At 71.4% G+C, this 19,813-nt stretch carries 18 protein-coding genes and 2 pseudogenes; 11 read left to right on the forward strand and 9 right to left on the reverse strand.

What is annotated here, in order from left to right:
• Positions 1-2 precede the first annotated feature (2 nt).
• From LRS07_RS09240 to LRS07_RS09250, 3 genes are read left to right on the forward strand one after another with little or no spacing between them, the layout of a single operon-like run.
• Positions 3-773 carry an enoyl-CoA hydratase/isomerase family protein gene (locus LRS07_RS09240; RefSeq protein ID WP_260501635.1) on the forward strand — a complete coding sequence of 257 codons (771 nt, stop codon included), beginning with the start codon at positions 3-5 and terminating at the stop codon, positions 771-773.
• 1 nt (position 774) lies between these two features.
• Positions 775-1,926 (forward strand): acyl-CoA dehydrogenase family protein, encoded by a 1,152-nt coding sequence (locus LRS07_RS09245; protein WP_260501636.1) that lies wholly within the window; start codon positions 775-777, stop codon positions 1,924-1,926.
• A gap of 43 nt (positions 1,927-1,969) precedes the next feature.
• The gene (locus tag LRS07_RS09250; protein WP_260501637.1) at positions 1,970-2,932 is read left to right on the forward strand and encodes an NAD(P)H-dependent flavin oxidoreductase; all 963 of its coding nucleotides are present in this window, start codon (positions 1,970-1,972) and stop codon (positions 2,930-2,932) included.
• Here the strand turns inward: LRS07_RS09250 and LRS07_RS09255 are convergent.
• The 5 genes and pseudogenes from LRS07_RS09255 to LRS07_RS09275 all read right to left on the reverse strand — a co-directional run.
• Positions 2,929-3,874 (reverse strand): annotated as a pseudogene (locus tag LRS07_RS09255) (IS481 family transposase). The gene LRS07_RS09250 and the pseudogene LRS07_RS09255 overlap by 4 nt on opposite strands.
• Before the next feature lie 109 nt (positions 3,875-3,983).
• Positions 3,984-5,171 (reverse strand): MFS transporter, encoded by a 1,188-nt coding sequence (locus LRS07_RS09260; protein WP_260501638.1) that lies wholly within the window; start codon positions 5,169-5,171, stop codon positions 3,984-3,986.
• Positions 5,172-5,180: 9 nt separating this feature from the next.
• Positions 5,181-6,554: a VWA domain-containing protein gene (locus LRS07_RS09265; RefSeq protein WP_260501639.1), complete on the reverse strand. Its 1,374-nt coding sequence runs from the start codon at positions 6,552-6,554 to the stop codon at positions 5,181-5,183.
• A complete protein-coding gene (locus tag LRS07_RS09270) occupies positions 6,538-7,506 on the reverse strand; it encodes an AAA family ATPase (protein WP_260501640.1) in 969 nt (322 codons plus the stop codon). The genes LRS07_RS09265 and LRS07_RS09270 overlap by 17 nt, the downstream gene beginning before the upstream one ends.
• 197 nt (positions 7,507-7,703) lie before the next feature.
• Positions 7,704-7,951 (reverse strand): annotated as a pseudogene (locus tag LRS07_RS09275) (OB-fold nucleic acid binding domain-containing protein); the annotation flags it as partial.
• A gap of 529 nt (positions 7,952-8,480) precedes the next feature.
• On the opposite strand from LRS07_RS09275, the gene LRS07_RS09280 reads away from it, so the two are divergent.
• The 5 genes from LRS07_RS09280 to LRS07_RS09300 all read left to right on the forward strand — a co-directional run bounded on the left by LRS07_RS09280 (position 8,481) and on the right by LRS07_RS09300 (position 11,702).
• Positions 8,481-9,149, forward strand: coding sequence for a GMC family oxidoreductase (locus LRS07_RS09280; RefSeq protein WP_260501641.1), 669 nt, complete (start codon positions 8,481-8,483; stop codon positions 9,147-9,149).
• Complete coding sequence (locus LRS07_RS09285) at positions 9,052-10,170, forward strand: GMC oxidoreductase (protein ID WP_260501642.1); 1,119 nt, start codon at positions 9,052-9,054, stop codon at positions 10,168-10,170. The genes LRS07_RS09280 and LRS07_RS09285 overlap by 98 nt, the downstream gene beginning before the upstream one ends.
• Before the next feature lie 94 nt (positions 10,171-10,264).
• The gene (locus LRS07_RS09290) at positions 10,265-10,711 is read left to right on the forward strand and encodes a cupin domain-containing protein (RefSeq protein ID WP_260501643.1); all 447 of its coding nucleotides are present in this window, start codon (positions 10,265-10,267) and stop codon (positions 10,709-10,711) included.
• Positions 10,712-10,852: 141 nt separating this feature from the next.
• Positions 10,853-11,047 (forward strand): hypothetical protein, encoded by a 195-nt coding sequence (locus LRS07_RS09295; protein ID WP_260501644.1) that lies wholly within the window; start codon positions 10,853-10,855, stop codon positions 11,045-11,047.
• Positions 11,048-11,279: 232 nt separating this feature from the next.
• Positions 11,280-11,702, forward strand: a complete 423-nt coding sequence (locus LRS07_RS09300) for a universal stress protein (RefSeq protein ID WP_260501645.1) — start codon at positions 11,280-11,282, stop codon at positions 11,700-11,702.
• 42 nt (positions 11,703-11,744) lie between these two features.
• Here LRS07_RS09300 and LRS07_RS09305 read toward each other — a convergent pair whose 3' ends face one another.
• Positions 11,745-12,518 carry a Rossmann-fold NAD(P)-binding domain-containing protein gene (locus LRS07_RS09305; protein WP_260501646.1) on the reverse strand — a complete coding sequence of 258 codons (774 nt, stop codon included), beginning with the start codon at positions 12,516-12,518 and terminating at the stop codon, positions 11,745-11,747.
• A gap of 239 nt (positions 12,519-12,757) precedes the next feature.
• On the opposite strand from LRS07_RS09305, the gene LRS07_RS09310 reads away from it, so the two are divergent.
• Positions 12,758-13,498 carry a Crp/Fnr family transcriptional regulator gene (locus tag LRS07_RS09310; protein WP_260501647.1) on the forward strand — a complete coding sequence of 247 codons (741 nt, stop codon included), beginning with the start codon at positions 12,758-12,760 and terminating at the stop codon, positions 13,496-13,498.
• Positions 13,499-13,511: 13 nt separating this feature from the next.
• On the opposite strand, the gene LRS07_RS09315 is transcribed toward LRS07_RS09310, so the two are convergent.
• Together LRS07_RS09315 and LRS07_RS09320 are read right to left on the reverse strand one after the other, a co-directional pair.
• On the reverse strand, positions 13,512-15,623 hold the full coding sequence (locus tag LRS07_RS09315; protein WP_260501648.1) for a PAS domain S-box protein: 2,112 nt from the start codon (positions 15,621-15,623) through the stop codon (positions 13,512-13,514).
• A 58-nt stretch (positions 15,624-15,681) separates the two neighbouring features.
• The gene (locus tag LRS07_RS09320; RefSeq protein ID WP_260501649.1) at positions 15,682-16,404 is read right to left on the reverse strand and encodes a winged helix-turn-helix domain-containing protein; all 723 of its coding nucleotides are present in this window, start codon (positions 16,402-16,404) and stop codon (positions 15,682-15,684) included.
• 118 nt (positions 16,405-16,522) lie between these two features.
• On the opposite strand from LRS07_RS09320, the gene LRS07_RS09325 reads away from it, so the two are divergent.
• Together LRS07_RS09325 and LRS07_RS09330 are read left to right on the forward strand one after the other, a co-directional pair.
• Complete coding sequence (locus LRS07_RS09325; RefSeq protein ID WP_260501650.1) at positions 16,523-16,804, forward strand: DUF427 domain-containing protein; 282 nt, start codon at positions 16,523-16,525, stop codon at positions 16,802-16,804.
• 12 nt (positions 16,805-16,816) lie between these two features.
• Positions 16,817-17,539 (forward strand): extensin-like domain-containing protein, encoded by a 723-nt coding sequence (locus LRS07_RS09330; RefSeq protein WP_260501651.1) that lies wholly within the window; start codon positions 16,817-16,819, stop codon positions 17,537-17,539.
• A gap of 59 nt (positions 17,540-17,598) precedes the next feature.
• On the opposite strand, the gene LRS07_RS09335 is transcribed toward LRS07_RS09330, so the two are convergent.
• Positions 17,599-19,791 carry a sodium-translocating pyrophosphatase gene (locus tag LRS07_RS09335; RefSeq protein ID WP_260502081.1) on the reverse strand — a complete coding sequence of 731 codons (2,193 nt, stop codon included), beginning with the start codon at positions 19,789-19,791 and terminating at the stop codon, positions 17,599-17,601.
• Positions 19,792-19,813: the final 22 nt, after the last annotated feature.

The raw sequence follows: 19,813 nt of genomic DNA on the forward strand, positions 1-19,813 counted from the left end.
CCATGTCCATCGTGCTGGAACGACACGGCGCCGTCGGCGTGATGAAGCTGAACCGGCCGGAGCAACTGAACGCGCTGACGCCGGCGATGCGGATCGAGATGGAGCGCATCGTCATCGAGGTCCGCGACGACCCGGCGATCCGCGCGCTTCTGATCACCGGCGAGGGCCGAGCCTTCTGCTCGGGCGGCGACATCGGCACCTTCGCGAAGACCGACGTGATCCCGGTGCGCGACCGCATGCGCCAGCAGCACCGCGTTACGATGGGGCTGTACACGCTGGAGAAGCCGGTCATCGCCGCGGTGAACGGGCTGGCCTACGGCGTCGGTTTTAACCTCGCTCTGCTGGCCGATGTGATCCTGGCCGCCGAGGGCGCGCGCTTCTGCCAGAGCTACAGCAAGGTCGGGATGATCCCCGACGGCGGCGGCCTGTATCTGCTCGCGCGCGTGGTCGGCACCCAGAAGGCCAAGGAGATGGTGCTGCTGGCCGACGTGATTGACGCCGCCGAGGCGAAGGCTCTCGGCATCGTGCGCAGCGTGCACCCGCCCGGAGAGCTGATGGCCGAGGCGATGCGCATGGCCGAGCGGCTGGCGGCCGGCCCGACCCGCGCCTTCGGCCTCGACAAGGCGCTGCTGACGCGCGGCCTGGCGATGACGATGGAAGAGTTCCTCGAGCTCGAGGCTTCGGCCGAGGCGATCGTGATGCAGACCGCCGACCACGTGGCGGCGGTGGAAGCCTTCCGCAACAAGACTTCCCCCGAATTCAAGGGTCACTGATTTGAACTTCGAACTGACCCAGGAGCAGACGGTGTTGCGCGACGCCGCGCGCAAGCTCGCCGAAAACGTCTTCAAGGACAAGGCGGTGCAGTGGGACCGCGAAGAGCGGTTCCCCGAAGAGAACAAGAAGCTGCTGTGCGAGCTGGGCTACCTGGGCCTCAGCATCGACGAGAAGTACGGCGGCTCCGGCCTGGGGCTGGTCGAGACCTACCTAGTGATCGAGGAGATCGCCAAGGTCGACCTCGCCACCGCGCTCATCGTGCACGAGCAGAACGTGTCGCCTCGCATCATCGCCACCTGCGGTCCCGAGGAGATGCGGCAACGGCTGATCCCGAAGATCATCAGCGGCGAAGTGGAGTGCAGCATCGCGTGGACGGAGCCGCAGGCCGGCTCCGACGGCGCGGCCATCACCACCAGCGCGACGCGCGACGGCGACGAGTTCGTCGTCGACGGCCACAAGGTCTTCACCACCTACGGCGATCGCGCCGACCTGCACCTGGTCTATGCGCGCTTCGGCCCCTCCAAGGGCGCGCGCGGCATTGGCACCATCCTGGTCCCCAAGGACAGCCCGGGCCTCACGGTGCACAAAATCCCCTACAAGATGGGCGTGCGCGGCGCGAGCGAGAACGAGCTGTTCTTCGACCAGGTGCGGGTGCCGGCGGCCAACGTGGTGACGCTAGGCGACCCGGCCAACTCCAAGGGCTTCGTCTCGGCGCTGACGATCTACAACTCGACCCGCGTCGGCATGGGCGTGCTGGCACTCGGCGTGGCCGAAGGCGCCTTCGAGCTGGCGCGCGACTACATGTTGGTGCGCAAGCAGTTCGGCAAGCCGCTGGCCGAGATGCAGGGCCTGCGCTGGATGATGGCCGACATGTGGATCGAGATCGAGGCCGCGCGCTCGCTGTGCTTTCGCGCGCTGGCCGCCATCGACGCCGGCAAGCCCGACGTCTGCCTGTCGTCCGTCGCCAAGGTGCATGCCACCGAGATGGCGCAGAAGGTGACGCTGGAATGCCAGCAGATGTTCGGCGGCTACGGCTACTTCGGCCTGCTGCCGCTGGAGCGCATGGTGCGCGACGTGCGCATGCTGACCATCACCGGCGGCACCACGCAGACCCAGAAGAACGCAATCGCCAACCACATCTTTCCGCGCTGACGCCGCCCCGGCACGCGCAAGAACACGAGGAACCCGACCGAAGATGGCCACGTTGAAAATTCTCGACGGCAAGCTGCGGCTGCCGGTGATCTGTTCGCCGATGTTCACGGTGTCGTACCCGGCGCTGGTCGCCGCGCAGTGCAAGGCGGGCCTGGTCGGCTCGTTCCCGGCGCTCAACGCGCGCCCCGAGCCCGAGCTGGGCCGCTGGCTCACCGAGCTCAAGGCCGAGCTGGCCGCCTACGCCGCCGCCAACCCGGACAAGAAGGTGGCGCCGTTCGCCGTCAACCAGATCATCAAGAAGGACAACACGCGGCTCGAGCACGACCTGGAGGTGTGCGCCAAGCACCAGGTGCCGATCACCATCACCAGCCTGCGTGCGCCCAACGAGCTGGTGCAGGAGATCCACCGCTACGGCGGCGTGATCATGCACGACGTGATCAACCTGCGGCACGCGATGAAGGCGCTGGAAGGTGGCGTCGACGGGCTGATCCTGGTCGCGAACGGCGCCGGCGGCCACGCGGGGCGGCTCAATCCGATCGCATTCGTCAACGAGGTGCGCAAGCACTTCGACGGCCCGATCGCGCTGTCGGGCACCATCTCGAACGGCGCCGGCATCCTCGGGGCGCAGGCGATGGGCGCGGACTACGCCTACATCGGCACCCGCTTCATCGCCACCGTCGAATCGAACGCCAGCGAGCCGTACAAGCAGGGCGTGCTGCAGGGCAACGCGGATGACGTGGTCTACACCGACTACTTCTCTGGCGTGCACGCAAACTACCTGCGTGCCAGCATCGTCGCCTCGGGTTACGACCCGGAAAACCTGCCGACCTCACCCGGTCAGCCGCGACCGCTGCTGCGTACCAGCACCTGGAAGGACGTCTGGGGCGTGGGGCAGGGCATAGGCTCCATCGGCGACATCCCCGACGTCGCGACCCTGGTCACGCGCATGGAAGCCGAGTACCACGCGGCCAAGGACCAGCTGATGCGTTCGTACGTGCGCGCCTAGCTGTTGAGTTCGAGGAGTTTGCTCATAGCCGGGATCCGGGTCATGGGCGGCTGGCGGTCGAGGGCGCGGTGTGGCCGATGCCAGTTGTAGCGGTGCAAGAAGGGCTGCAGCGCGGCCTCGCGCTCTGCTGAGGTGGTGTAGGGCCCGGCATACGCCCACTCCCTCGGGCTGGTCTGCACGAAGCGCTCGGCCTTGCCGTTGGTCTTGGGTGTGTAGGGCCTGGTCTTGATGTGGTGGATGCCCAGCGCGTCGCAGGCCGCCTTAAACTGGTTCTTGTAGCCGGCGCCGTTGTCGGTCATCACCCGCTCGATGCGCACGCCCAGCCTGGCGTAATAGGTCACGGCCTCGCGCAGGAACTGGATGCAGCTCGCCGCCGTCTCGTCGGGCAGCTGGCGTGCGAACGACACGCGCGAGTGATCGTCGATGGCCAAGTGCACCGTGTCCCAGCCGATGCCTCGCTTGGTGTCGCGGCGGTTGCCCGTGATGCGGTGGCCGATGCCGTCGATACGACCGAGCTTCTTGATGTCGATGTGCAGCAGTTCGCCTGGCGCGGCTCGCTCGTAACGTACCACCGGCTCTACGGGCTCCAAGGCCTTCAGCCTTGACAGGCCCAGCCGCTTCATGCACCTACTGACCGTGCCGATGCTGCGGCCGGCTCGCTGCGCAATGCGCCACAACGGCCAGCGCTGACGCCGCAGTGGCTCGAGCCGGCCTTGCTCTTGTGCGGGGACCGCCTTCGGGCTTGTTCGGGGCCGACAGCTGCGGTCGGCCAGTCCAGCCAGTCCCTCTTGCTTGAAGCGAGCCAGCCACTTGTAGCCGGTGCGCTGGCTGACACCCGCAGCCTCGCTCGCTGCGGCCACCGTCCAGCCCGCTTCGAGCACCCCTTTTGACCAGCAGGGCTCGACCTTTGGCCGTCAACCTCGCATGCTTATAGCTGTTCATCCGTTCTCCCGATTTTGTTGGTGGAGTCTCGACAACCCCAGCTTCCGAAATCAGAGATGGATGAACAACCTCTTAGAACTCCACACCTAGCGGGCGAGCGCGGCCGCGTTCAGCACGGCGCCCGCGGACGGACTCGAAGCAGGTACAGCCCGCAGCCCAAGGCCGGCAGCGCCATCGCCGCGAGCGCCGTGCCGTAGGACAGGCCGACGCCGATCATGAGCGCGAAGGCCGGCGGGCCGGTGAGCACGCCGAAGTAGGTGACGAACAGCGCGCTGCCGGTGGCGGCGCTCACGGCGCCGGGGAGTGCCTGCCGCGCGACTTCGGCCAGGTACACGCCGTTCCAGCCGATGGCGCTGGCGCCGAAGGCGGCGCACACGGCCAGCATCGCCGCCTGCGGCCATGCGCCGGTGAAGGAAGCGGCGGCCACGCCCAGCAAGCCCATCAGGCAGCCCATCACGCCCAGCACCAGCCGGGGCCGGCCGATCCGGTCGGCCAGCGCGCCGGCGGCCAGGCGCCCGAGCACGCCCGCGCCCTGTGCGACGGCCAGCATCAGGCCGGCCTGCAGCAGGTCGAAGCCGAGGTCGTGGGTGAAATAGGCGACGAGGTAGGTGACCAGGCACAGCTGGAGCGAGGCGAAGACGAAGGAGCTCAGCGCCAGCGCCCGCCCGGCACGGTTGGCGACGATCATGCGCAGCGGCTCGCGCACGTCGCCGAAGCCGATGGGCGCGCCGGCGCTGCGATCGGCGTCCAGCGGCGCGCGCAGCGGCTGCACCACCAGCGCGAGCACGGTGCAGGCCAGGGCCACCAGCAGGGCCGCCGGCCGCCACCCGGCCCACAGCACGACCGAGGGCAGCAGCGCGCCGGCCAGCACGCCGCCCAGGGGCACCCCGGTCTGCTTCAGCGAAAAGATCGCCGACAGGTGGCGCGCCGGCGCGGTGCGGCTCAGGATGTGCGAGCTGGCCGGCGTCACCGGCCCGTAGCCGGCGCCGATCAGCATCGCGCCCAGCACCATCAGCGGCAGCCGGGCGGTGACGCTCAGGCACAGCCCCGCGGCGGCGCTCAGCAGGCACAGCTGGCTGAGCCGCAGCGCGCCCAGCCGGCGCACCACCGCGCCGCTGACCAGCCCGCACACCATGCCGCTGCCGTAGATGAGCGCGACGTAGAGCCCGACGTGGGCCACCGGCACGCCGATCTCGCGCACGGCGGCGGGCGCGAGCACCGGCAGCGTGACGGTGGACATCGACATCAGCGCCTGGATGGCGAGCGTGGCGGCGACGGGGGGCAACCAGGCGTGCATCGCGTCAGCTCACGATGCGCGCAGCAGCGCGTCCAACGTGCGCTCCAGGTGGCGCACCGAGTTGCATTCGCGCGCCACGTGGCAGTAGGGCGCGTAGCGCTTCATCTCCGAATCGCCTGCGCCCCAGAACGAGACCGGCTCCGGGTTGAGCCAGATGACGCGGCGCGCGCGCTGGTACAGCGCCTGCATGACCTCGGCGTGGGCCTCGCCGCGGTTGTTGCGCGCATCGCCCAGGATCATCACGGTGGTCCGGCGGTCGATGTCGTCCATCAACTGCTCGTCGATGTCCTGCAGCACGCGGCCGTAGTCCGTGCCGCTGCCGCCCACCGCGCGCAGCACCTTGTCGACCGCCTGCTCCACCGGCAGCGTCTCGAAGCTGCCGCTGACATCGACCAGCCGGTTGGTGAAGGCGTAGCTGTGCAGCTCGGAGACCGCGTCGCCCAGGCAGTACAGGAACAGCAGCAGGAAGCGCGCGTAGTACCGCACCGAGCCGCTGACGTCGCAGATCGCGACGATGCGCGGCCGCTCGACCACCTTGCTGCGCCAGTGCGTCTCGAACAGCACCCCGTCGTAGGCGGCGTTGGCGCGCAGGGTGCGGCGGAAGTCGAGCTGGCCGCGCAGCTGGCGCCGCTTGCGCCGCGAATGGCGCTCGGCCAGCCGGCGCGCCATCTTGCGCACGATCTCTTGCATGCGGCCGAAGTCGCGCTGCTCGATCGCCGACAGCCTCTGCGTCAGCAGGAAGTCGCCGTGCAGCGCGCGCGTCGGCGCCGTGCCGTACAGGGCGACCTGGCGCTCCACGAAGCCGCGCACCTCGTGCGACAGCCGCTTGCGGGCGCGCTCCAGCTCGGCGAGGCGCGGCGCGGCCGGGGCTTGGCGCCGTAGGGTGGCGAGCTCGTCGTCGAGCGCGTCGGCGCCCATCGCGCGCAGGATCTTCTGAGTGTAGTGGCCCTTCTGCGTGAAGAGCCAGATGTCGGTCAGGCCGGTGTCGCGCGCGGCCTGCCGCATCCGGCGGGTCAGCGCCGCGGCGTCGCCGTCGAGCAGCAGCTCGGACAGCGGCTCGCCACCCAGGCCGAGGCCGCTGCCGGGCCCGCGTCCGCCCGAGCTGCCGCCGCCCTGCCCGCCGACGCCGCGGATCGCCGGCCGCGGCGCGACGGCTGCATCGAGGCTGTCGGCGCCGCTGAAGAATCGCTCGAAGGTCGTGTCGAAGACCGCGCGTTCGCCGATCGTCTTGGCGAGCGTCGCGCCGAGCGCGCTCTTCAGCAGCGCGCGGTCGCGCCAGCCGACCAGCGCGATGGCGCGCGAGGCGTCCATCTGCGCACTGAGGCTGACCTCCAGCTCGCTGCCGCGCAGCGCCTTGAAGAAGTCCTCAATCGTGGACTGCAACCGGCACCTCGGCGTCCTTGCGCGCCTGGGCCAGCAGGGCAGGGAGCTGCTCGTTGGCGACGGCGATGTCCTGCTCGAACTTGAGGAACACGTTCAGCGTGTCGCGGACCATGTCGAGGCTGAGGTGCTCGGCGTGCAGCAGCAGAAGCGTCTTCGCCCAGTCGATCGTCTCGCTGACCGAGGTCTGCTTCTTCAGGTCCATGCGGCGCACGGCCTGAACGAAAGCGACCAGCTCCCGGTTCAGCGCCGCCGACAGCCCCGGCACCCGGCGCTCGAGAATGCGCCGCTCGGTGGCCGGGTCGGGGAAGGGGATGTGCAGGTGCAGGCAGCGACGCTTGAGCGCGTCGCTCATCTCGCGGGTGTTGTTGCTGGTGAGAAAGACCAGCGGCTTGACCCGCGCCTGCACGGTGCCGAGCTCGGGCACCGAGATCTGGAAGTCCGACAGCACCTCGAGCAGGAAGGCCTCGAACTCGGGGTCGGCCTTGTCGATCTCGTCAATCAGCAGCACGCAGCCACGCTCTTGGTGCAGGGCCTGGTAAAGCGGGCGCGGCTCCAGGAAGTGCTCGGAGAAGAAAAGATCGTCGTGCGCATGCAGGCGTTCGATCGAAGCGGCGAGGCCCACCGCGCCCTGCATCATCTCGGCGAGCTTTTCTTTGAGTAGCTGCGTGTACAGCAGCTGCTTGCCGTACTTCCATTCGTACAGCGCCTTCGACTCGTCCAGGCCTTCGTAGCACTGCAGGCGGATCAGCGGCACGTCGAGGATGCGCGCCATGGACTTCGCCAGCTCCGTCTTGCCGACCCCGGCGGGCCCTTCGACAAGAACCGGCTTCTCGAGCTGGTAGGCGAGGTAGAGCGCGGTGGCGGTCTGACGGTCGGCGATGTAGTCGACGCCGGCCAAGCGGGCGGCCACGCCGTCGACCGAGTCGAAATGGGCGTCGTGCAGTGATTTCATCGCTTTTGCCGCACGCACTACCTCGAACGAATGATAGGTAGGCCAGTATATCGCCCGCGCGATGCGGAGCGGGCATCGGTGGTTCAGGCTCGTGCTTGTTTCCCGCATGCACTGCGCTGCAGGCCAAGCCACTCAGCGGTCCTTGCTCGTCTACCGGCGGTCGCCGCGCCGTCGCTTCGCTGCCCCCCGACCCCTACCTGAAAATCCCGGCTGCCCGTCGCCAGCCGTCCGAGCAGCACGTCAAATCCTCGAGCCGTCCGGTAATCAGGCTGCGCAGCTCGCCCTCGCGCTGCCATGTCCCGTGCACCGCGAGCAGGCGCGCCTGCAGCAGCTCGCTGCGCTGGCGCTCGCGCACCGACTTCCAGACGATGACCTGGATCACCCCGGTCTCGTCCTCCAGCGACACGAAGATCGTCCCGCTGGCGGTGTCGGGCTGCTGGCGCAAGTCCCTTGCAATCACACGCCACGGGCACCCCGTGGCCTATCTGATCCCTGCGCCTCCGCCCGCGAGCGGTGACGCAGCCATATCGCGCGGGGACTCGGTGGACATTGAGCTGGTGCCCTTGGCACGCGGCGCGACCAAAGCCGCGAGGGCTTCTGCTCGCGCTGCGGCGCGCGGGGTCCAGGGGTAAACCGAGGGGTAAACCGTGAGTGGAATCGAGCGAGGGGCGTCGGGATCGTGTGGAACCGATTGTCGATCGCAACCGTTGATCTACAAGGGAAATGGCTGTCCAACGCTGTCCCGCTTCATCCCTGTTTGTCCCAGAAAACAAGCATGGGGTGCAAGGGGTCGCGAGTTCGAATCCCGCCACCCCCGACCATTTATTCGGCTTACCTTCCATTCGGTTTTGCCACGCAGCCCGCCCGGGACACCGGGCGGGCTGTCGTGTTTTGGGCCCCGCGACCGCCTCACCGCGGGTTGTGGGCCGGACCCGGGGCTGTTGGGGTTTGACCGAGCAGTCACAGGGGGCGGGATGGACGAGCCGGACCGGGCCGGAGTGGCCGCACCCCACAGGGCGCGCGCGTCCCCGCTGGACAACGACGGCCTTCGGCGCGGCCGCTGGGACGCGATCGTGGTGGGCACCGGCATGGGCGGGGCCGTCGTGGGCTGGGGCCTGGCGAGTCGCGGCTGGCGTGTGTTGTTCCTCGAGCGTGGCCGGCTCTTCGACGTGCCGGCGGACGGGACCGACGACGAGCGGCTCGTGCAGGGGCTGTGGCCCCTGGTGCTGCAGGGGCGCACCAGCTTCGGCCGGCAACCGATCGACCTCGGCTGCGGGGTCGGCGGAAGTTCGCTGCGCTATGGCGGTCAACTCGAGCGCTTCCGGCCGGAGGATTTCCGGACCTCGGCGGGCGACGGCGCACCGCCACGACCCGACTGGCCGATCACCTACCAGGACCTGCTGCCGCATTACCGGGAGGCCGAGGCGCTGTTCGGCGTCACCGGCACGCCGGACCCGCTCGGGCCCGTGGACCCCCTTCAGCCCTTGCGGCCGCCGCCGCCGCTGGCCGTCGCCGACACCGCCTTGATGGCGCACCTTCAGGTGCATGGGCTGCACCCCTACCGCGCCCATCTGGCCGCCGGTGGTGCGGCACCGTGTCCCCACTGTCTCGGGCGACCGTGCCACCCACGGCACCCGCCGTGACGCCGGGACCGTGTGCGTGCTGCCGGCCGTGCAGCAACACGGAGCCGCCTTGGCCACCGAGTGCGAAGTGCTGTCGCTGGCCGCCAATCGACGGCGGGTGGAGTCGGTGCTCGTGCGCCGGCATGGCGAGCAGATCCGCCTGTCAGCGGGGCTGATCGTGCTGGCGGCAGGGGCGTTCATGTCTCCGCGTCTGCTGCTCGCCTCGGCCAGCCCGGACTGGCCGCAGGGCCTGGCCAACGACAGCGGGCTGGTCGGGCGCCACTTGATGTTCCACGCCAGCGACTTCGTCGCGCTGCGGCCTCGCCGCCGGGGCACGGCCGGACGGGCCGCCGAGGGCAGCCTCGACAAGGCGCTGTCCTTCAACGACTTCTACCGTGTGGACGGCCGGAGTTTCGGCACCTGGCAATCCACCGGTCTGGCGCCCGGCCCCGGCCTGGCCTGGCACTTCCTGCGCGCCCGGTCCCTGGCCTGGCCGGCCCCGCTGCGCCGGGCGATGGGGCCGGCCTTGCGGGTCGGCGCCGGGCTGCCGCTGCCCGCGCTGCGCGGCGGTACGGTGCTCGCTTCCATCGTCGAGGACTTCCCGCACGCCGACAACCGGGTGTGGCTGGACCCCGCAGCGCCGGGCGGCCTGCGCTTCCACTACCGCTACCCGGTCGAACTGAGGCGGCGCTGCGGGCTCATGCGCGGTCGGCTGCGCAAGGCGCTGGGGGCGGACCATTGGCTGTGGTGCCTGTCCGGCCCGAACAACCTGAATTTCCCCCATGCCTGCGGCACCTGCCGCTTCGGTGACGACCCGCGGCAGTCGGTGCTCGACCGCAACAACCGGGCGCACGGGCTGGACAACCTGTACGTCGTCGACGCTGCCTTCTTTCCCAGCAGCGGTGGCACCAACCCCGCGCTCACCATCGCGGCCAACGCCCTGCGCGTTGCCGCGGCGCTGCACGAGGAGCGAGGCTCCGCCGTGGCCGCCGACCGGGAACCGCGCCACGCGCCGGCCCAGCCGGCGGCACAGGGCGTCTAGCGCGCGGGTGCGCCGGTGCGGCCGTGCTTCTCGTGGAACGCTTCATGCAAAGCGCCGCGCGTGTCAATCCGACACGCCCCGATGCGAGGCGCCGATGCCCGAGACCAACGCCACCCGCTTCTCCCATGTCAAGCCCGGCGACACGCAGTTCAAGGGCGAGGGGCTGCGGGACTTCTTCCTCTACCGCGACCTCGGCATCGCCGAGGCCACCCAGGGACGGGTCGTCGCGCACCTGGTCAAGGCCAACGAGGCGCCGGAGACCGGCACCGGCTGGCACCGCCACGAGGCCGAGTTCCACATCGTCTACATGCTCAAGGGCTGGGCGCGCTTCATGTACGAGGACCGGGAGACGCTGGTGTCCGCCGGCGACGTCGTGCACCAGCGCCCCGGCATCGTGCACTTTCTCTTCGATTACTCGCCCGACATGGAGTACCTCGAGGTGGTCGGCCCGGCCAACTTCAGCACCATCGACTGCGAGGGACCGTGTGCGGTGCCCGAGCCCGGCGCCTGGCCGTCCTCGGCGACGCCGGCCGCGGTCTGACCGACCCCTCATATGGGGGAAACCCTGGGGTTGGGCGTGATATTTGCCACTGTCGTGCGCGCATCGCAGCCGCCGCCCTCCCGATCGCGGGGTGCCGCCCGGGAGACGGGCGGCGGCACACTGTCCCCAACAGGAGGTCACATGTCGTCGAACATGAATGAAGTCATCACCACCCGCAGCGCCGTCCGTCCGGCCGAAGAGCAGTTCCGGGCGCTGTTCGAAGCCGCCGCGCGCGTCATGCGCTACCACGCCGACCGGGCCAGCGCCGCGGCGGACGAACTGATGCCGCCTCCGTCGGCGCTGCAGGGGGTGCCGCCCCAGGCGCTGCGCCACTGAGCAGCGAGCCGGCTCGCCGGCGTCCGCCACCGGACCGTGGGCAGCGCCCGTGCGTCCGCTTCAAGACAAGAGCCGGCCCCGTCGGCTCTTGGTCTTTCCGGGCCCCGCCGGCCCGAGCGGTGCCCATTGACCGCGCGCAAGGCCGGCACGGCACGGCATTGGCCACAATCGGCCGGCAGCCAGTTGCCCCGCGGGCGCTGGCGCACCCAGAACAACACCTGTGGAGCGCGACATGAAGATCTTGTTGCCGGTGGACGGCAGTCCCTACACCCAGCGCATGCTGGCCCAGATCGGCCAGAACGCCGAGCTGCTCGGCAAGCAGCACGAGTACACCGCCCTCACCGTGGTGACGCCGATCCCGCCGCACGCCACCCGGTACCTCGGCAGCGCGTCGCTCAACGACTACTACGCCGAGCAGGCCGAGGCGGTGCTCGCGCCGCTGCGCGAACAGGCCACGCAGAACGGTTGGCGGCTGCAGACGGCACACGCCGTCGGCAGCGCGGCCGACCAGATCGCCGACTACGCGGCCAGCCACCCGACCGACCTGCTGGTGATGGGCACGCACGGCCACGGGGCGCTGGGCAACATGGTGCTCGGCTCGGTGACCACCGGCGTCATCGCGCGGGTCAAGGTGCCGGTGCTGCTGGTGCGGTGAACCTCGCCGGGCGCCACGTGGACGGCGCCCCGGCGCCGGCGGTCACGCCAGGGTGCTGACCAGCACCGCCTGCAGCAGGTAGGCCTGGTTCTCGCGTCGCCGCCACGCTCCCTGCGGTCCGTTGCCGAAGACCAGGTCCGGTGGCGCCGACAGCCGGTCAAGCCCGGGCGCGGCGGCCAGCGTGCCGCCGTGGGCGCGGGCCAGCGTGCACAGACGGGTCCAGCGCGGTGTCGTCGGTTCGGCGCCCGGGTCGGCGACGACCGTCAGGTGGGCGCCGGCCAGCGCGGCCGCGTGCAGCAGGGCGTCGCCGGCGGCGCTGCGGCCGTCGCCGACATAACACAGCCGCAGCGCGGACAGCGGCCGCTGTCCTGCCAGCTCCTGCAGCGTCGCCAGTTCGGCCAGGGCGCCCAGCGGGTGGTCGCCGTGCGCCAGGTCGTTGAAGACGGGGATGCCGGCGTCGCGATCGAGCTGCCGCACCGCTTCTCCGTCCAGGCCGCGGCAGTCCACCGCGTCGTACAGCCGCCCCAGCAGCCGGGCGGTGTCGCCGAGGGTGGCGGGCCGGCCCTGGCTGTGCACCCGCGACACCTGCGCGCCGAGCGCTCGCGCGGCCTGCTGCAGCGGGTCGTCGGCGCCCTCGCGGGTGGCCGCGTCGCCGTCGCTGAGCAGCGCGAGGTTGCGGCCGCGCAGGGGCCGTTGACCGGTCTCCCGCGACGCGGTGGCCTTGAGTTGGCGCAGCGCCTGCAGCAGGGCGAGGACGTCCGCCCCGGTGAGGTCGTCCAGCGACCAGAGTCGGCGATGGTGCAGGGTGTGGTGCATGGCGGCGATCGAAGGACCGTCAGCGTAGGCACCCCGTCTCGCGCGGGGTTGACGGCCATCAAGCCTGCAGGGTGCCGTCCGTGCCGATGCGCGCCGTATACCCGCCGTTCACGCCCCCTTCACCCAACGTTACGAAGCGGTGCGCACGGTTGGCATGCGGTTGGCGCGGCCTGCCCACACTGGTCGGCATTGACCCAGGACAAGGAGCCGGCATGTTGACCACCCACCGCCCCAGCGCCATGCCTGCCGACACAGCGGTGCCGCACGCCGTGCCGCTGCAGGCCGAGCGCAGCGTGGCCGAGCGCATCGCGCAGGTGCTCTCGCTGCTGCAGGAGCGGGTGGTCCTGCGGCGGCGGGTGCTGCGCGCGGGCGAGGCGGTCTACCGTGCCGGCGCCCGCTTCGACAGCCTGCACATCCTGCACGCGGGCTTCTTCAAGATCATCGACCGGGCGCCCGACGGCCGCGAGCAGGTGGTGCGCTTCCACTTCAAGGGCGACTGGCTGGGCTTCGACGGCATCGCCGACGGCCAGCACGGCTGCGACGCCATCGCCATGGACACCGGCGAGGTGTGGTCGGTGCGCTATGACCTGCTGCTGCAGGCCTGCGCCGAGCACCCGCCGCTGCTGACCGTGCTGCACGAGGCGATGAGCCGCGAGATCGCACGCGACCGCGAGTCGCTGCTGTCGCTGTGCACGCTGCCGGCCGACGCACGGGTGGCCGACTTCCTGCGCCACTGGGCCGAGGCGCTCGGCCAGCGCGGCCTGCGCAGCGACCAGATCACCCTGCGCATGACCCGGGCCGAGATCGGCAACTACCTCGGCATGACGCTGGAGACGGTGAGCCGCGCGCTGTCGCGGCTGGCCAAGGCCGGGCTGATCGGCTTCACCGAGCGTGGGCGCCGCGACATCTGCATCCCGGAGGTCGGCGCGCTGGTCGCTTTCGTGCAGCGCAGCTTCTCGTCCGCGCCGGCCGAGGCCTGACCCCGCCGCCCGCTCAGCGCGCCGCCAGCGTGGCGGCCACGGCCTGCGCCAGCGCCTCGCGGTCGAAGGGCTTGGGCAGCAGGCGGTGGCCGAGCGTCGCCTCGCCGTCGCCTTCGAGCAGTTCGTGCGAGAAGCCGGACATCAGCAGCACCCGAAGGCCGGGGCGCTGCTGCACCGCGCGCACCGCCAGCTCGGTGCCGCGCATGCCGGCGCCGAGGGCGATGTCGCTGAGCAGCAGGTCCTGCGGCCGTTCGCCGGCCAGCGCGGCCAGCGCCTGCTCGCCGCTGACGCAGGCGGTCACCTCGGCGCCGAGCTGGCGCAGGAAGGCCTGCACCACCTGGCGCACTTCGGCGTCGTCCTCCACCAGCAGCACCTTCAGCCCGGGCGGCAGGGCGCGCGGCGCACCGTCCTCTGCCGGCGCCGCCTCGCGCTCGGGCGCGGCCACCGCCGGCAGGTACAGCGCCACGGTGGTGCCACGACCGGGGACGCTGTCCAGCGCCACCGCCCCGCGCGACTGCTTGACGAAGCCGTAGACGCTCGACAGTCCCAGGCCGGTGCCGCGCCCGGCCTCCTTGGTGGTGAAGAAGGGCTCGAACACCCGCTCGCGCACCGCCTCCGTCATGCCGCTGCCGCTGTCGGCCACGCTCAGCGCGACGTAGCCCTGCTCGGCCTCGGCCGGGCCGTCGACCCCGGGGGGCAGCGCCGCGCACCAGCGGCCGCCGAAGGACAGCCGCCCGCCGTCGGGCATGGCGTCGCGGGCGTTGATCGCGATGTTGAGCAGCGAGGATTCGAGCTGCCCGGCGTCGGCCAGCACGTCGGGGCAGCCGGCGTCCACCTGCACGTCGATGAGGATGCGCTGGTCCAGCGTGCGGCGCAGCATGTCGGCCAGCGATTCCAGCAGCGGCGCCACCCGGACCTGCGTCGGCTGCAGCCGCTGCCGGCGCGAGAAGGCGAGCAGCTTGCCCGTCAGCTCGGCGCCGCGCCGGCTGGCGCGCATGGCCGCGCCCAGCAGCTGCGGCGCCACCGGGTCGCCGGCCACCGCGGGCAGGTCCTCCAGCACCTGCAGGTTGCCCTGGATGACGGTGAGCAGGTTGTTGAAGTCGTGGGCGATGCCGCCGGTGAGCTGGCCCACGCTCTCCAGCCGCTGGGCGTGCAGCAGCTGTTCCTCGCTGTGCGCGCGCTGCAGGCTGGTCGAGACCAGGCTGGACAACGAGTCGAGGAACCGTGCCTCGTCGGCGCCGAAGCGCTGGCGCTGCGAGGCCACCGCCACCAACGCGCCGCTGGCCGCGCCGTGGTCGAACAGCGGCACGGCCAGCGCGCTGCGGTGTCCCTCGGCCAACGCCAGCGCGGTCCAGGCGCCGGGCGGCTCCGCCCGCAGGTCGTCGACGATGACCGCATGCCCGGCCGCGATCGCGCGGGCCCCGAGGCCCTGCGGGTCGAGGCCGGCGGGGTGGCCGTCGCCGAGGCCGGCCGACAGGCCCTGCGCGGCGGCGCCGGCGGCCAGCACCCGGCCGCCCGGGCGGCCGGGCTGCAGCAGGCACAGCGCCGCGGCCTCCACCTGCAGGGCGTCGACCATGGCCTGAGGCACCTGGGCGAGCAGGTGCGCCAGGTCCCGGCTGTCGACGGCCGTGCGCCCGACGCGCGCCAACTGCTCGCTGTAGCGGGCGCGCTGCAGCGCCTGCCGCACGCGCGGGTAGGCGCCGATGCCGCGGATGGCCGCGACCACGTACGGCAGGCCCTGGTTCTGCAGCGGGCTGAGGGCGATCTCGACCATCACCTCGCTGCCGTCGCGCCGCTTGGCGACCAGGTCCATCGCGTTGCCCATCGGCCGCGGGCGCGGCTTGTGGCCATAAGCGTCGCGGTAGGCGGCGTGGCGCGGTCGGATGGCGTCGGGCACCAGGGCGTCCACCGGCAGGCCGGCCAGCTCCGCCGGACCGTAGCCCAGCAGCCCGGCGGCGGCCGGGTTGGCCAGCACGATGGTGCCGGCGGGGTCCACCACCAGCAGCGCGTCGGGGTAGGCGCCGAACAGCGAGCGGAAGACGGTGTCCAGGTCGACGCCGGGCACGGCCGCCGGCGCGCCGTCGGGCAGCGCGCCCTCGGGGCCGTGGCCGGGCGCGGCGGTCACGGGGCCACCTTGCGCGCGATGCGCTCCGGCAGTCGCACTGAGCGGCGGGCCGGCGTGTTCATGTGACCGTCACCGGCGGCACGAGGATGTAGCCCGCGCCGCGCACCGACTTGATGAGCTGCGGGTCCTCCGGGTCGGCCTCCATCTTCCTGCGCAGGCGGCCGACCTGGACGTCGATGGTGCGGTCGAAGGGCCCGGCCTCGCGGCCGCGGGTCAGCTCGAGCAGGAAGTCGCGCGACAGCACGCGGCCCGGGTGGCGGGCGAAGGCGACGAGCAGGTCGAACTCGCCCGCGGTGAGCGTCACCTCGCCCTGCGGGCCGGTGAGGCGGCGGGCCGCGGTGTCGAGCGCCCAGCCGGCGAAGGCCAGGCGGCTGGCCGCGGGTGGCGCCGCCGGCCCGGCGGTGTCGGCCGGCGCCATGCGGCGCAGCACGGCCTTGATGCGCGCCAGCAGTTCACGCAGGTCGAAGGGCTTGGTCACGTAGTCGTCGGCGCCGACCTCCAGGCCCACCACCTTGTCGACCGCATCGCCGCGGCCGGAGACGATGACCAGGCCGCAGCGGTGGTGCTCCCGCAGCTGGCGGGCGATCGCGAAGCCGTCCTCGCCGGGCAGGCCCAGGTCCAGCAGCACCAGCACTGGCGGGTCGCTGGCCATCAGGCTCATCAGCGCGGGCCCGTTGTGGGCCTGGCTCACCCGGAAGCCCTGCGCCGCCAGGTAGTGGGCAAGCAGCTGGGTGATGTCGGTCTCGTCGTCGAGGACGGCCAGGTGCTGGGCTTGGGTCACCGTGGGGCGCGGGCGGGATGGGCTCTCGGGAGGAGGGTAGCAAATGATGTCCCCACGCCAGCGGACGGCATGCCGCTCGCTAGCATCGGTGGTCCACCGAATCCGAGGAGCGGCGCCCATGAAGGCGATCTGGAAAGGCGCGGTCATCGCCGAAAGCGACGACACGGTGCTGGTCGAAGGCAACCACTACTTCCCCGCGGCCGCCGTGAAGCAGGAGTTCCTGTTGCCGAGCAACACCAAGACCACCTGCTCGTGGAAGGGCACGGCGCAGTACCACAACCTCTTCGTCGACGGCGACGTGAACCCCGATGCGGTCTGGTACTACGCCGAGCCGAAGGAGGCCGCGGCCGAGATCAAGGGCCGCATGGCCTTCTGGAAGGGCGTGCGGGTGGTGGAGTAGCCCACGGGCGACGTGCCGGCGCCCGTCGCGGGCCGGGGATGGCGGCGGCGTCTGCGGCGCGAGGCGCTGGCCCTGCTCGGCCACGCCGGCCCGCTGGTGTTGGTGGTCGCGGCCGCCTGGCACCTGCCGCTGCCGTGGAACCCGTTCATGCCGCTGGACGTGCGGCAGCCCGCAGGGCCGCTGGACCGGGCCAAGCTGCGCCGGCTCGGCGACCGGCCGGCGGCCTGCCACGCCTTCCTCGAGTCCGCCGGCCAGCGCTTCGAGCCGCTGCCCGATCGTGCGGTCGAGGCCGGCTGCGGCTGGCGCGACGCGGTGAGGGTCGGCGGCGGTCCCGGGCTGCGCTGGTCCCCGGTGCCGCTCACCTGCCACTCCGCCGCGGCGCTGGCGCTGTGGCAGCACCGGGTGCTGCAGCCGCAGGCCCGCGCCGCCTTCGGCCAGCCGGTGCAGCGACTGGAACACTTCGGCAGCTACGCCTGCCGTGACGTCGCCGGCACCGGGCGGCGCAGCGGCCACGCCCGCGCGCGGGCCCTGGACGTGGCGGGCGTGGTGCTGGCCGACGGCCGCCGCATCACCGTCTCGTCGCACTGGGACGGCCCGCCCGATGCGGCGGCGTTCCTGCGGGCGCTGCGCGACGGCGCCTGCGCCAGCGTCGACCAGGTGCTGAGCCCGGACCACAACGCCGCCCACCGCGACCACCTGCACCTGGAGCAGGGCGGCTGGCGCGCCTGCCGCTGACGGCCCGTGCCCGAAAGGAAACCGCGCCCGAAGGCGCGGTGGTGGTCCGCTTTGCGCCCTCAGGGCTTGACGGCGGGCAGGGCGGCCGGTGCCGCAGCCGGTGCCGGTGCCGGTGCGCTGGCCACGACGGGCGCGGGTGCCTTGGCACGGCTGGTGTCGGCCGTCATCGGCAGCAGCGGCACGATCAGCAGCGCCACCAGGTTGATGATCTTGATCAGCGGGTTCACCGCGGGACCGGCGGTGTCCTTGTAGGGGTCGCCCACGGTGTCGCCGGTGACCGCGGCCTTGTGCGTGTCGCCGCCCTTCTTGTGCAGCACGCCGGCGGCGTCGGTGAAGCCCTCTTCGATCAGCTTCTTGGCGTTGTCCCAGGCGCCGCCGCCGGTGCACATGCTGATGGCGACGAACAGGCCGGTGACGATGGTGCCCATCAGCAGGCCGCCGAGCGCGGCCGGGCCGAGCAGCATGCCGACCAGGATGGGCACCACCACGGGCAGCAGCGACGGGATCATCATCTCCTTGATCGCCGCGGTGGTGAGCATGTCCACCGCCTTGCCGTACTCGGGCTTGCCGGTGCCTTCCATGATGCCCTTGATGTCGCGGAACTGGCGTCGCACCTCGACGACCACCGAGCCCGCGGCGCGGCCCACCGCCTCCATCGCCATCGCGCCGAACAGGTAGGGGATCAGGCCGCCGATGAACAGGCCGACGATCACCTCATGGTTCGACAGGTCGAAGAACACGCTCATGCCGCGCGCTTCCAGCGCGTGGGTGTAGTCGGCGAACAGCACCAGCGCGGCCAGGCCGGCGGAGCCGATCGCATAACCCTTGGTCACCGCCTTGGTGGTGTTGCCGACGGCGTCCAGCGGGTCGGTGATGTCGCGCACGCTGCTGGGCAGCTCGGACATCTCCGCGATGCCGCCGGCGTTGTCGGTGATCGGACCGTAGGCGTCAAGCGCCACCACGATGCCGGCCATGCTGAGCATCGAGGTCGCCGCCACCGCGATGCCGTACAGCCCGGCCAGCGCGTAGGCGGCGTAGATCGAGGCGCAGATCAGCAGCACCGGCCAGGCCGTGCTCTTCATGCTGACGCCCAGGCCGGCGATGATGTTGGTGCCGTGGCCGGTGGTGGACGCCTGCGCGATGTGCTTGACCGGGCCGTACTGCGTGCCGGTGTAGTACTCGGTGATCCAGACCAGCGCCGCCGTCAGCACCATGCCCACCAGGCAGCTCAGCCACAGGCCCGTCGCGCCGACCGACCGCTCGCCGATCTGGATGGCCTGCGGGAACATGGCCGTGGTGGCGAACCAGAAGGCGATCAGGCTGAGCACGCCCGACACCGCCAGCCCCTTGTACAGCGCCGGCATCACGTTGGTCATGCCGGGCCGGGCCTTGACGAAGAAGCAGCCGATGATCGAGGCGATGATCGACACGCCGCCCAGCACCAGCGGGTAGGTCACGCCGGCCATCGCCGCGCTGCCGCCGATGACGATGGCGCCGAGCGCCATCGTCGCGATCAGCGTCACGACATAGGTCTCGAACAGGTCGGCCGCCATGCCGGCGCAGTCGCCCACGTTGTCGCCCACGTTGTCGGCGATCACCGCCGGGTTGCGCGGGTCGTCCTCGGGGATGCCGGCCTCCACCTTGCCCACCAGGTCGGCGCCGACGTCGGCGCCCTTGGTGAAGATGCCGCCGCCCAGCCGCGCGAAGATCGAGATCAGGCTGGAGCCGAAGGCCACCCCGAGCAGCGGCTTGAGCAGCGCCGACAGCGTGGTGTCGCCGCCGGGGGCCTGGCCGCCCGTCACCCACCAGAAGAACAGCACCACGCCGATCAGGCCGAGGCCCACCACCAGCATGCCGGTGATGGCGCCGCCCTTGAAGGCGACGTCGAGGGCCGGGCCGATGCCGCGGGTCGCGGCCTGCGCGGTGCGCACGTTGGCGCGCACCGAGATGTTCATGCCGATGAAGCCGCAGGCGCCGGACAGCACGGCGCCGAGCAGGAAGCCCAGGGCCGTCTTCCAGCCCAGGCCGGGTGCGAACAGGATCAGCAGGAAGAGCACCACGCCGACGATGGCGATGGTGCGGTACTGGCGAGCCAGGTAGGCCGCAGCGCCCTGTTGGATGGCCCCCGCGATCTCCTGCATGCGGGCGTTGCCCGGGTCCTGCTTCAAGATCCAGCTTCGTTGCACGAAGCCGTAGAGCACGGCCGCGAGGCCGCAGGCCAGCGCCAGGGTGAGCGCGAAGGTCGTCGAGATCAAGTGGTCTCCTTCTCGGGTT

The sequence above is a fragment of the Aquabacterium sp. J223 genome (genome assembly GCF_024666615.1).
Lineage (GTDB): Bacteria > Pseudomonadota > Gammaproteobacteria > Burkholderiales > Burkholderiaceae_C > J223.

What these genes read in the sequence shown, in the direction of transcription:
- LRS07_RS09240 (WP_260501635.1), top strand. Translation starts at nt 3, where the DNA reads ATGTCCATCGTGCTGGAACGACACGGCGCCGTCGGCGTGATGAAGCTG.
- LRS07_RS09250 (WP_260501637.1), top strand. Translation starts at nt 1,970, where the DNA reads ATGGCCACGTTGAAAATTCTCGACGGCAAGCTGCGGCTGCCGGTGATC.
- LRS07_RS09260 (WP_260501638.1), bottom strand. Translation starts at nt 5,171, where the DNA reads ATGCACGCCTGGTTGCCCCCCGTCGCCGCCACGCTCGCCATCCAGGCG.
- LRS07_RS09270 (WP_260501640.1), bottom strand. Translation starts at nt 7,506, where the DNA reads ATGAAATCACTGCACGACGCCCATTTCGACTCGGTCGACGGCGTGGCC.
- LRS07_RS09280 (WP_260501641.1), top strand. Translation starts at nt 8,481, where the DNA reads ATGGACGAGCCGGACCGGGCCGGAGTGGCCGCACCCCACAGGGCGCGC.
- LRS07_RS09285 (WP_260501642.1), top strand. Translation starts at nt 9,052, where the DNA reads ATGGGCTGCACCCCTACCGCGCCCATCTGGCCGCCGGTGGTGCGGCAC.
- LRS07_RS09290 (WP_260501643.1), top strand. Translation starts at nt 10,265, where the DNA reads ATGCCCGAGACCAACGCCACCCGCTTCTCCCATGTCAAGCCCGGCGAC.
- LRS07_RS09295 (WP_260501644.1), top strand. Translation starts at nt 10,853, where the DNA reads ATGTCGTCGAACATGAATGAAGTCATCACCACCCGCAGCGCCGTCCGT.
- LRS07_RS09300 (WP_260501645.1), top strand. Translation starts at nt 11,280, where the DNA reads ATGAAGATCTTGTTGCCGGTGGACGGCAGTCCCTACACCCAGCGCATG.
- LRS07_RS09305 (WP_260501646.1), bottom strand. Translation starts at nt 12,518, where the DNA reads ATGCACCACACCCTGCACCATCGCCGACTCTGGTCGCTGGACGACCTC.
- LRS07_RS09310 (WP_260501647.1), top strand. Translation starts at nt 12,758, where the DNA reads ATGCCTGCCGACACAGCGGTGCCGCACGCCGTGCCGCTGCAGGCCGAG.
- LRS07_RS09325 (WP_260501650.1), top strand. Translation starts at nt 16,523, where the DNA reads ATGAAGGCGATCTGGAAAGGCGCGGTCATCGCCGAAAGCGACGACACG.